The organism is Petrimonas sp., assembly GCF_963921705.1.
GTDB lineage: Bacteria > Bacteroidota > Bacteroidia > Bacteroidales > Dysgonomonadaceae > Petrimonas > Petrimonas sulfuriphila.
In genome coordinates this window covers 1,524,703-1,536,282 of record NZ_OY997410.1, presented here as the reverse complement: position 1 = coordinate 1,536,282, position 11,580 = coordinate 1,524,703, and the positions used below count along the sequence as shown (strand labels likewise).

Sequence of the window (11,580 nt, the reverse complement as noted above, 5' to 3'; positions counted from 1 at the left end):
TATTTCATTCCTGCATTTATTTGTACCCTCTTTCGTGCACTGAACCCACCGCGCGCCCCGACGGGTCGGCATTTTTCTTAAACGCTTCATCCCATTCAAGTGCGACAGGTGTGCTGCAGGCTACCGAAGGAACAGACGGAACGCACTGCGCAGCCGAATCAGAAGGGAACAGGTCTGAATACAGGGTTCGGTAAACATATTCTTCTTTTGTCAGTGGCGGATTTATAGGAAAACGGTATCTCACGTTGGTCATTTGTTCATCAGTAACTGTCTCATTTGCAATGGTTCTCAAGGAATCAATCCAGCCGTAACCCACACCGTCGGAGAACTGCTCCTTTTGCCGCCAAGTCACTTCTGGAGGCAGATAGTCTTCAAAAGCCTTACGCAAAATATGTTTTTCAATTTTTCCGTTCTCTGCCATTTTATCTTTCGGGTTAAGCCGCATGGCTACATCCAGAAACTCTTTGTCCAAGAAAGGCACACGCCCTTCCACACCCCATGCAGCCAGCGATTTGCTGGCTCGCAAACAGTCGTACTGGTGCAATTTACTTAATTTCCGCACTGTCTCCTTATGGAACTCTTCCGCATCGGGAGCCTTGTGAAAATAGAGATAACCACCGAAAACCTCATCGGCACCTTCGCCCGAAAGCACCATCTTCACCCCCATTGAACGGATATAGCGGGCCAACAGGTACATCGGAGTACTTGCCCGGACAGTAGTAACATCATATGTCTCAATATGATAAATCACGTCTCGCAAAGCATCCAGCCCTTCCCGGACGGTGAAATATATTTCGTGGTGAATGGAGCCAATATAGCTGGCAACCTTTCTCGCGGCAGCCAAGTCCGGCGAACCTTCCAGTCCGATGGCAAACGAGTGAAGCCGGGGCCACCACGCCTCTTCCCGGTTGCCCGTTTCGATGCGCTTGGCAGCAAACTTCCTGGCTATGGCCGAAATTATGGAGCTGTCCAAGCCGCCGGAAAGCAAGACCCCATAAGGCACATCCGACATCAACTGACGTTCAACCGCATTCTCCAGCGCCCGACGAAGTTCCTGAACATCCGACGGATTGTCCTTCACGTTTCCGTACTCCATCCAGTCACGAACATACCACCTGCACGGCTCCTTGTCCGGACTGTAATAGTATTGTCCAGGCAAGAACTCTTCGATCCTGTTGCAGTGGCCTTCCAGCGCTTTGAGTTCCGAAGCCACGTAATAAGCGCCATCCCTGTCCCACCCCTGATAGAGCGGAACGATTCCGATGTGGTCGCGACCGATCAGGAAGCGATCGTTTTCCATATCGTATAGCGCAAAAGCAAAAATCCCGTTCAGATCTTCCAGAAAACCCGCTCCTTTTTCCCGATAGAGCGCCAGAATCACTTCACAATCGGATTGGGTCGTAAATTCGTATTTGTCCTCAACCTGTTTCCGGATATCCCTGTGATTATAAATTTCACCGTTAACGGCCAATACCAACTTTCCGTCTTTGCTGAAAAGGGGCTGTCTTCCGGATTTCGGATCCACTATGGCCAATCGCTCGTGCGCCAGGATAGCTTTTTCAGAAACAAAAATCCCCGACCAGTCCGGACCCCGATGACGAACGGTTTTTGACATATTCAAGATTTGCTGACGCAAGCTTTCCGCCGGTCTTTTTATATTAAACGTACATACAATTCCACACATTTCAAGTTGATTTTTTAAGTTGGAAGTCTCCCTAGAATAAGGTATTCAGACTATTTTCAAGTCTATTAGTTTTATTCCTGACTCTTTGCTTTTGGTTCTTGGTTCTTTGTTCCTGACTCTTTGCCCTCAATCCTTTTCCTCGATTAACATTTGATGGACACATTCCGCCACTTTTCGTCCCGACGCAATGGCTTTTACGACCAGGCTGGCTCCCATCACTGCATCGCCTGTGGCAAAAACGTTTACGACCGAGCTCCGGTTTTCTCTGTCTACAGCAACATTCCCCCGAACATCATAAACCACACCAAGTTCGTCAAGCAACCCCTCGTGTATCGGGTGGACAAACCCCAACGCTAAAAAGACAATATCAGCCCTGATGGTCTCAGTTTTGCCCGTGCCCACCATGGTCAACCGTCCATTCTCTGCTTTCTGCCAGTTAATTTCCTCGACCACCGCTTCCTTTACGGTGCCATTTTCTCCCTTGAACTCAATGGTGTTCAGCAACCAACGGCGCTCACACCCTTCATCGTGCGAACTGGAAGTTTTCAAAACATTTGGATAACTGTGAGGCCATGGCGTAGAAGAGTTTTTTCCAACGGGTGGTTTGGGCAATATCTCTATTTGCGTGACCTTTGCTGCTCCCTGCCTGATGGAAGTCCCCACACAATCCGACCCGGTATCCCCCCCGCCGATTACGAGGACGTGCTTGTCCCTGGCCGAAATTTTACCCGTATGGGTCAGTGTCTCACCCAGAATGAGCTGGTTTTGCTGGGAAAGATAATCCATCGCAAAATAAATCCCTTCCAGCTCCCTCCCCGCCGGGTTGATATCCCGCGGCTTCCCTGCGCCAACCGCCAGGCATACCGCATCGAACCGACTCATAACCTCCGCACCGGAAATATCCTTCCCTATTTCGGTACTTGTCCTGAAAACAATTCGCTCTTCTTCAAGCTGTCTCAACCGCCGGTCAATCACTTTTTTATCCAGCTTGAAATTCGGAATACCATACCGGAGCAATCCTCCCGGGCTTTTGTCTTTTTCAAAAACCGTTACCGCATGGCCTTTTCTGTTGAGTTGTTGCGCAATAGCCAGTCCTGCTGGACCCGAACCGACGACGGCTACTTTTTTCCCTGTCCGATGCCGGGGAGGACGGGCTTTTATCATTCCTTCCAAAAAAGCGATCTCCGTAACCGATGCTTCGTTTTCGCGAATGGTTACGGGCGCTTCGTGCAAGGCAAGCACACACGATTTTTCGCAGGGAGCAGGACAAACCCGCCCGGTAAAATCGGGGAAGTTATTGGTTTCGTGAAGAATCTCCACTCCTTCTTTCCATTTTCCCTTGTAAATCATATCCTGCCTTTCAGGCATACGGTTGCCCAACGGACAAGCCCAATGACAGAAAGGTATTCCACAGTCCATGCAACGGGAAGCCTGCACTTTCCGCTCTTCCTGGCTCAAGGCCTGCTCCACTTCTTCAAAATCTGTAACTCTCTCCAGGACAGGCCTGTATCCCGCTTCCTTGCGGGGAATGGTTATAAATGCTTTTGGATTGCCCATTTTATCTTGATTTATACCGGTTTACACCTTGCAATGATCACCGGGCTTCTGTTATAGAGGTTATTTTATTTTTCTTGTCCAACTCCACCAGCTTCTCCTCCTGCAATACTTTCTTATACTCGATCGGGACCACTTTGATGAATCGTTCCACGTTTGCTGCCCAATTTTTCAGGATTCTTTTTGCCAGCGGACTGTAGGTATATTTGTAGTGCGCTGAAATAAGGCCATAAAGTTCCTTTTGGTCGTCCGCTTCCTCAATGAGTGAAAGTTCAGCCATTTCCATGTTACAGAAATAGTCGAAATTGCCCTTTTCATCGTAGACATAAGCAACACCTCCACTCATGCCCGCAGCGAAATTTCGTCCGGTAGGCCCAAGGACAACCGTACGGCCACCGGTCATGTATTCGCAACAATGGTCCCCTGCCCCTTCCACAACAGCTATAGCGCCAGAATTGCGCACGCAGAAGCGCTCACCGGCCACTCCGTTGATGTAAACCTCACCCGAGGTAGCGCCATAGAGTAACGTATTTCCGCAAAGTATGTTCTCTTCGGGCTTAAACGTGCTTCCCGGGGGTGGGACGACAATGATTCTCCCGCCCGAAAGGCCTTTTCCCAGGTAATCGTTGGCATCGCCTTCGATGCGAAAGGTAACTCCTTTTGCCAGAAATGCCCCGAAACTCTGCCCGGCTGAACCTTCAAACGTAGCTTTTATCGTATCACCGGGCAATCCGGCCTGCCCGTATCGCCTGGCTATTTCGCCAGAAAGCATGGCACCGGCAGCACGGTCGGTATTCCTTATCTTCAGCTTTATTTCAACAGGCATAAGTAAATCCAGCGCGGGTGACGATCTGCGAATCAACTCCCTGTCAAGGACGTCGCAGATCTTATGTTCTTGATCCGAAATTTTATGTAACGCATTAGGGGTAACGTCTCCAGGGAAAAATATAATTTTTGAAAGATCGATCTTACCTGTTTTTGGAAAATCGGGAAACTGCTTCCTCTCCAATAGATCGGCCCGTCCGACAGCTTCTTCCAGTGTTCTGCAACCCAGTTGAGCAAGGTGCTCACGGGTTTCCTCGGCAAGAAACGTAAAGAAGTTCACCAAATATTCGTATCTCCCTACAAATCGTTTGCGAAGTTCAGCATTTTGTGTGGCTACCCCTACCGGACAAGTGTTCAGGTGGCACTTACGCATCATCACGCAACCCAATACAATCAGGGCACTGGTGGCAAACCCGAACTCCTCGGCTCCCAGCAGCGCGGATAAAATGATGTCGCGGCCGGTCTTTACCTGTCCGTCGGCCTGCAGACGGACAACTCCCCGCAAATTATTCATCACGAGCGTTTGCTGTATTTCGGCCAGCCCAATTTCCAACGGTAACCCCGCATGCTTGATGGAACTGGCAGGGCTTGCCCCCGTTCCGCCTTCGCTACCGCTTATCAGGATCAAATCGGCTTTGGCTTTGGCAACACCAGCCGCGATGGTACCTACCCCACTCTCCGCAACCAGCTTGACGCTCACGACGGCCGAAGGATTGATGTTCTTTAAATCGAAAATAAGCTGCGCCAGGTCTTCGATAGAGTAAATATCGTGGTGAGGTGGCGGTGAAATCAGTGAAATTCCGGGAATGGAATGCCTTGTCCTGGCTATGATTTTATCCACCTTATAGCCGGGGAGCTGGCCTCCTTCACCCGGCTTGGCTCCCTGTGCAATTTTTATCTGAAGCTCATCAGCATTCACCAGGTATTCGGCGGTAACGCCAAAACGCCCGGAAGCAACCTGCTTAATGGCCGAACGGGTACTTAATCCGTCGTCCCGCTTCTTGTATCTTTCGGGATCTTCACCGCCCTCGCCCGTATTGCTTCTTCCTCCGATGATGTTCATGGCAATGGCCATCGCTTCGTGTGCCTCCCGGCTGATGGAGCCGTACGACATGGCACCTGTACAAAACCGCTTCATGATGTTTGCGGCCGGCTCCACCTCCGAAATGTCAATCGGATTCCGTTTGTAATCGAGCATATCCCTTATGAAAGCCGGATTGGGTTTATCGTCCACCGTTCGGGTATATTCTTTAAACAGGCCGTAGTTGTTGGTTTTGGTTGCAATCTGCAAACGGGAAACAGTTTCGGGGTTCCAGGCATGGTATTCCCCGTTGTTGCGGTAAGCGTAAATACCCAGGTTCTCCAGGCGAGACGCCCCGTTATCGGCCTCGTTGAATGATTCGAAAAATGGCAGCAGCACCTCGTGGGCAATGTCGTCCATATCGATGCCTTCTATCTTTGACGAAATTCCCTTGAAATAAGTATTCAGTACGCCCGAAGAGATGCCGATGGCTTCAAAAATATGTGCTCCACGGTAACTCCTCAGCGTCGAGTTTCCCATTTTTGACAAAACTTTAAGCAGTCCTTTGTTGACCGACTTGATGTAGTTTTTCTTTGCCGTTTCGAAATCAAGCTGGATATCGCCTGTTTTCACTTTTTTTGCCAGCACGCCAAACGCGAGGTAGGGATTTATAGCGTTAGCTCCGAAGCCAAACAACAAGGCAAAATGCATCACTTCCCGGGGTTCGGCACTTTCCACGACGATATCAATCTGAATCCTCTTCCTTTTTTCCACCAAATAATGATGCACGGCAGAAACCGCCAGCAGGGAAGGAATTGGAGCGTGATTCTTGTCAACTCCCCGGTCGCTTAAGACAATGTAATTTTTCCCTTCATCTACGGCTCTTTCTACCAAAAGGCACAGCTCGCCGATGGCTTTTTTTAATCCGGCAGCACCTTCCTCAGGGTTGAAAAGCATCGGCAAGACAGCGGTTGAAAATCCTTTATATCTCAGATTCAATAGGATATCGAACTGCGTATTGGTCAGGATCGGACTTTTCACTTTCACGATTTTGGATAAGCGGGGAATCTCATCCAGCAAGTTTTGATGAATTGCCCCCAGATACCCGGTGAGCGACATCACCAATTCCTCCCGGATCGGATCGATTGGGGGATTGGTAACCTGTGCGAATTGTTGCCGGAAATAGTTGAACAGGCGTTGCGGTTTCCGGGAAAACAGCGCCAGCGAGGCGTCGTTGCCCATGGACGAAACAGGCTCCTTGCCTTCGTTGGCCATCGGGACAATCAGGTTCTCAATATCTTCTTCCGAATAGCCAAAGGCGGTCAGCAAAGTATTCAAGTTAGGAATTTCATTGTTCACACTCCGTCCCGAGGAAATCTCTTCGAGGTTGCTGCAGTTTTTATTGAGCCAATCCCTGTATGGAAAGGCTTCGGCAAGCGTTTTTTTCAATTCATCGTCGGAGAAAATGCGGCCTGTTTTAGTATCCACCATCAACATTTTCCCGGGACGAAGACGGCCCCGTGCTTTTATTTTATCGGGAGCAATTTCGAGTACGCCGGTCTCGGAAGCAATAATCAGTTGATCGTCATGCGTAACAGTATACCGTGCCGGCCTAAGTCCGTTCCTGTCCAACATTCCGCCAGCAAACTGCCCGTCGCTGAAAAGCAACGCTGCCGGCCCGTCCCACGGCTCCATCAGCATACTGTGGTATTCGTAAAACGCTTTCAGATCACCGGAAATCGGATTTTTATCGTTGAAACTCTCCGGCACAAGCATGGCCAAGGCATGGGGAAGGCTTTTGCCGGACATCACGAGAAACTCCAACACGTTATCCAGCGATGCGCTGTCGCTCATGGCAGGCTGAACAATGGGGAACAAGTCCTGTATATCCCCCAGGACGCCGGATTTCAAAACACTTTCCCGGCTTTCCATCCATTGCCGGTTGCCCCGGATGGTATTGATCTCACCGTTGTGTCCAAGCATGCGGAAGGGCTGCGCCAAGTCCCAGGTAGGGAAAGTATTGGTGCTGAAACGGGAGTGGACCAAGGCCACCCGGCTTGTAAAGTTCGGATTTGAAAGATCGGGAAAATACTCCCGCAGTTGCAGGGAGGTCAGCATTCCCTTGTAAATCATCTGCCTGGAAGAGAGGCTGACGATGTAAAAACTGCGGTCGGCCGCCGTGCCGGACTGCAAAATAGTTTTCTCAATTTTTTTGCGCAGGATATAAAGTTTACGTTCCAATTCATCCTGCGGATAACTTCCGGTAATAAAAACCTGCTTGATATCGGGCTCGTTGGAGCGGGAAATCTCCCCCAAACAGGTAGAATTTACAGGCACGTCCCTTACGGCAAGCAGATGCAAATCCTCTTTCACGGTGAGTTTTTGAATAAGATCAATGCATTCACCGGCTTTTTGCTTATTTTTCGGAAGGAAAACCAGGCCGGTCCCATATTTGCCTTTAGAGGGAACCTCAATTCCTTGAAGCAAAATAAACTCGTGGGGGATATGAACGAGAATACCTGCTCCGTCTCCGGTTTTGTTGTCTGCACTTTCCGCCCCCCGGTGCACCATATTTTCGAGCACCTGAAGTCCGTTTTCTACCGTTTCGTGCGATTTGTCTCCGTTCAACGAGACTACCAACCCAACGCCACAGGCATCGTGCTCATTTTGAAAAGAATAAAGGGTTTTACGCTCGTAATCAGCTATATACTGTAAAGGATTGTCGATAAACATTGTATTCGTATTTTTTTAAATCCGTTTGTCCAAAAAGAAAAACAGGTTGAAACAGCATGGAAGGCAGCTTCAACTGATAAATAACAATTCGCGGTATTTGGGCAGGGGCCACATCTGGTTATCCACGATCAGTTCCAGCTTATCGATGTGATAACGGATAACGTCGAAAAACGGCAATACCTTATCGTGATATTCAACGGCTTTTTCTCGTTCGTTATCAATCTTATTGGCTACTTTCCGGGCTTCTACCATCGCATCCACATTGGTTTTGATTCCGGAGATGTGCCTGGCAATGTCCACGATTAAGGCGAGATCGTCCTTATTCAGTTCGTTCGCCTGTTTTTCGTCAAACACGCCGCGAAGTTTGTACACATTATCCAGCAGCATCGTTTGGTATTGCGTTGCCACCGGAATGATGTGATTGATGGATAGATCACCGAGTACGCGGGCTTCAATCTGAATTTTTTTGGTGTAGGTTTCCCATTTTACTTCGTTTCGCGCATGAAGCTCCCTTTCGTTCAGCACTCCGACGGTTTCAAACAATTCCACCGATTCCCGGCTGATATAGGTGTCATAAATCAGCGGAACACTTGTTTCGCAATTCAATCCCCGTTTTTGGGCTTCTTCTTTCCACTCGTCGGAATACCCGTTCCCGTCGAAACGGATGTTTTTACATGCCTTGATATAAAGGCGGAGCGTATCGTAAATCGCTTGCTCTTTCTTCATCCCGGTTTTCATTTTAACCTCGATCTCTTTTTTGAACTCAATCAACTGCATGGCTACCGAAGCATTAAGAGCAGTCATTGCTGAAGAACAGTTAGCCGATGATCCAACGGCACGAAATTCAAAACGGTTTCCCGTGAAGGCAAACGGTGATGTGCGGTTGCGGTCCGTATTGTCGATCAGCACTTCGGGAATGTGGGCTACGCCCAGCCTCATCTTCTGAAATTCATCTACCGCAATATCGTCGTCTTCGGAGCTTTCTTCAATTTTATCGAGAACAGCGGAAATCTGTGTTCCGAGAAAAACAGAAATAATTGCCGGAGGCGCTTCGTTGGCTCCCAGACGGTGTGCATTCTGAGCCGACATAATGGATGCCTTGAGCAATCCGTTGTTCTTGTAAACTGCCATCAACGTATTGACAATAAACACGATAAACTGCAAGTTCTCACGAGCGGTCTTTCCGGGCGTGAACAATCCCACTCCGGTATCCGTTCCCAGCGACCAGTTGTTGTGTTTGCCTGATCCGTTTACGCCGGCAAAAGGTTTTTCGTGAAGAACAAGCCTGAAGTGATGCTTGGCGGCTAACCTGTGCATCAACGACATAACCAGCAGGTTTTGATCTATGGAAAGGTTGGTTTCCCCAAAAACAGGAGCCAGTTCAAACTGGTTGGGGGCTACTTCATTGTGCCGTGTTTTTAACGGAATACCGTACTTGTACGCTTCAAACTCCACTTCCCGCATAAATGCTGCAACCCGGGGAGGTATAGAACCAAAATAGTGGTCTTCGAGCTGTTGGTTCTTAGCGCTCTCGTGCCCCATCAGCGTTCTTCCGGTGAGGTTTAAATCGGGACGGGCATCGTACAAAGCCTGGTCGACAAGGAAGTATTCCTGTTCCCAGCCGAGGTAGGAATAAACTTTATTTACTTTGGGGTCAAACAGCCGGCACACCTCTACCGCTGCTTTGTCAACAGCGGATAAGGCCTTTAGCAAAGGAGTCTTATAGTCGAGCGCTTCACCCGTATAGGAAATAAAAACCGTTGGGATGCAAAGGGTATCGTCAACAATAAAGGCGGGCGATGATGGATCCCATGCGGTATACCCACGGGCTTCAAAAGTGTTCCGGATACCGCCGCTGGGGAAACTTGAGGCATCCGGTTCCTGCTGTGCCAGTAACTTGCCGGAAAATTTTTCTATAATATCGCCTCCCGGCGCATCAACATAGTCAATAAAGCTGTCGTGCTTCTCCGCCGTTCCATCCGTCAGCGGTTGGAACCAATGCGTGTAGTGAGAGGCTCCCATTTCCATTGCCCACATTTTCATTCCTGCTGCAACGTGTTCTGCAATTTCACGTGGCAACGTTATACCCTCATCTATGGCATCCACGATTACTTTTATTGTATCCCTGGATAAGTATTTGGCCATTTGCTTCCGATTAAAAACGTACTTGCCATAATAATCCGACGGTTGCCCCTTGGGAGCTTCCTCCATCACGGGAAGGCGCTTTGATGCTTCCACAATTGCACTGAATCTCAATGTTGACATAATGAATTTTATTTTAAATGTTTAGCTTCAAATATCCACAAATAATCAATGTACGATATCTTTTTGATTTTTTATCGGCACAAAGATAAACACTTTGATTTTTACACACAAGAAAAACAGCAAATTTCTTTTATTTTATTTAAAACATATCATTTTGACAACCATGCCGCCATCTTTCACTTCCTTCACATGGATTTGAATTGTCATTGTCAACCATAAATCACAAAAAAGGCGTATCTGGATTTCTCCGACACACCTTCTTTCTTCCAAAAAAAAATTTAATTAGCGCACCATTCTCCGAACCGCCTCAGCAATTCTGTTCTTATCTCCAAATGACGAGAAACGCACAAACCCTTCTCCCGAAGCGCCAAATCCAACTCCGGGGGTACAAACGATATGCTTTTTTTTCAGCAGGAAATCAAAATAATCCCAACTGCTCATCCCATCCGGTGTTTTTGCCCAAACGTACGGGGCATTCACGCCCCCGAAGACGTTTAAGCCGATGGCCTGAAGCGCTTCCCGAATTACCCGGGCATTTCCCATATAATACCGGATAAGCTCATCAACCTGCTTTCTGCCTTCCGGGCTGTAAGTAGCTTCTGCAGCCCGCTGTACAACATAGGAAACCCCGTTAAACTTTGTCGTCTGCCTCCGGAGCCAAAGCTTGTTGAGACTGACACGCCCCCCGTTTTCCGAGGATGCCCTTACCGATTTGGGAACAACTGTATAGCCGCACCTTGTCCCGGTAAATCCGGCCGTCTTGGAGTAACTCCTGAACTCGATGGCCACCTCTTTTGCACCGGCGATCTCATAGATGCTGTGCGGCACATCTTTTTCCGTAATAAACGCTTCATAAGCTGCATCGAAAAGAATAATCGCCCTGTTTTCCAGTGCATAATTCACCCATGCAGCCAGTTGGTCTTTTGTAAGTGTCGTGCCTGTAGGATTGTTAGGGTAACAGAGATAGACAATATCCACTTTTTCCGCCGGCAGTTCGGGGATAAATTGGCTCGACTCGTTGCATGTTAAGTAAACCAGGTCCGTCCAACATCCATTTACAAACTCTCCCGCTCGCCCTCCCATGGCATTGGTATCCACATAAACCGGATAGCTCGGATCGGTGATGGCCACCTTGTTGTCCCCACTGAAAATATCGCCGATATTCCCCGTATCGCTTTTGGCCCCGTCGCTTACAAAAATCTCGTCGGGTTCTATACCTAGCGACGCAAAATCATTTTCCACAATCGCTTTTCGAAGAAAGTCATACCCCTGCTCGGGCCCATAGCCCCGGAACGTTTCAACTTCTCGCTGCTCATCAGCAGCTTTTATCATCGCATCCACGCAAACATCCGGCAAGGGAAGCGTCACATCCCCTATACCCATACGTATGATGTCAACACCCGGGTTTTCCGATGCATATTGAGACACACGCCTGGTAATCTCTGAAAAAAGATAGGCTGCCGGAATCTTAATAAAGTTCTCATTGATATAGGGCATA

5 protein-coding genes are annotated in these 11,580 nt (G+C 48.6%); all 5 read right to left on the bottom strand.

Annotated elements, in window-relative coordinates; all coding sequences use genetic code 11:
* Positions 1-16 precede the first annotated feature (16 nt).
* The 5 genes from asnB to AACM02_RS06335 all read right to left on the bottom strand — a co-directional run bounded on the left by asnB (position 17) and on the right by AACM02_RS06335 (position 11,579).
* Positions 17-1,684 carry an asparagine synthase B gene (gene asnB, locus AACM02_RS06355; protein WP_339116424.1) on the bottom strand — a complete coding sequence of 556 codons (1,668 nt, stop codon included), beginning with the start codon at positions 1,682-1,684 and terminating at the stop codon, positions 17-19.
* Positions 1,685-1,810: 126 nt separating this feature from the next.
* Positions 1,811-3,241 (bottom strand): glutamate synthase subunit beta, encoded by a 1,431-nt coding sequence (locus AACM02_RS06350; RefSeq protein WP_339116423.1) that lies wholly within the window; start codon positions 3,239-3,241, stop codon positions 1,811-1,813.
* Positions 3,242-3,278: 37 nt separating this feature from the next.
* A complete protein-coding gene (gene gltB, locus AACM02_RS06345) occupies positions 3,279-7,817 on the bottom strand; it encodes a glutamate synthase large subunit (RefSeq protein WP_339116422.1) in 4,539 nt (1,512 codons plus the stop codon).
* Positions 7,818-7,886: 69 nt separating this feature from the next.
* Positions 7,887-10,082 (bottom strand): glutamine synthetase III, encoded by a 2,196-nt coding sequence (locus AACM02_RS06340; RefSeq protein WP_214062171.1) that lies wholly within the window; start codon positions 10,080-10,082, stop codon positions 7,887-7,889.
* A gap of 282 nt (positions 10,083-10,364) precedes the next feature.
* Positions 10,365-11,579: an LL-diaminopimelate aminotransferase gene (locus tag AACM02_RS06335; protein WP_332456333.1), complete on the bottom strand. Its 1,215-nt coding sequence runs from the start codon at positions 11,577-11,579 to the stop codon at positions 10,365-10,367.
* Position 11,580 lies beyond the last annotated feature (1 nt).

Coding starts and splice junctions, on each gene's coding strand:
- asnB (WP_339116424.1), bottom strand. CDS start 1,684: ATGTGTGGAATTGTATGTACGTTTAATATAAAAAGACCGGCGGAAAGC.
- AACM02_RS06350 (WP_339116423.1), bottom strand. CDS start 3,241: ATGGGCAATCCAAAAGCATTTATAACCATTCCCCGCAAGGAAGCGGGA.
- gltB (WP_339116422.1), bottom strand. CDS start 7,817: ATGTTTATCGACAATCCTTTACAGTATATAGCTGATTACGAGCGTAAA.
- AACM02_RS06340 (WP_214062171.1), bottom strand. CDS start 10,082: ATGTCAACATTGAGATTCAGTGCAATTGTGGAAGCATCAAAGCGCCTT.
- AACM02_RS06335 (WP_332456333.1), bottom strand. CDS start 11,579: ATGCCCTATATCAATGAGAACTTTATTAAGATTCCGGCAGCCTATCTT.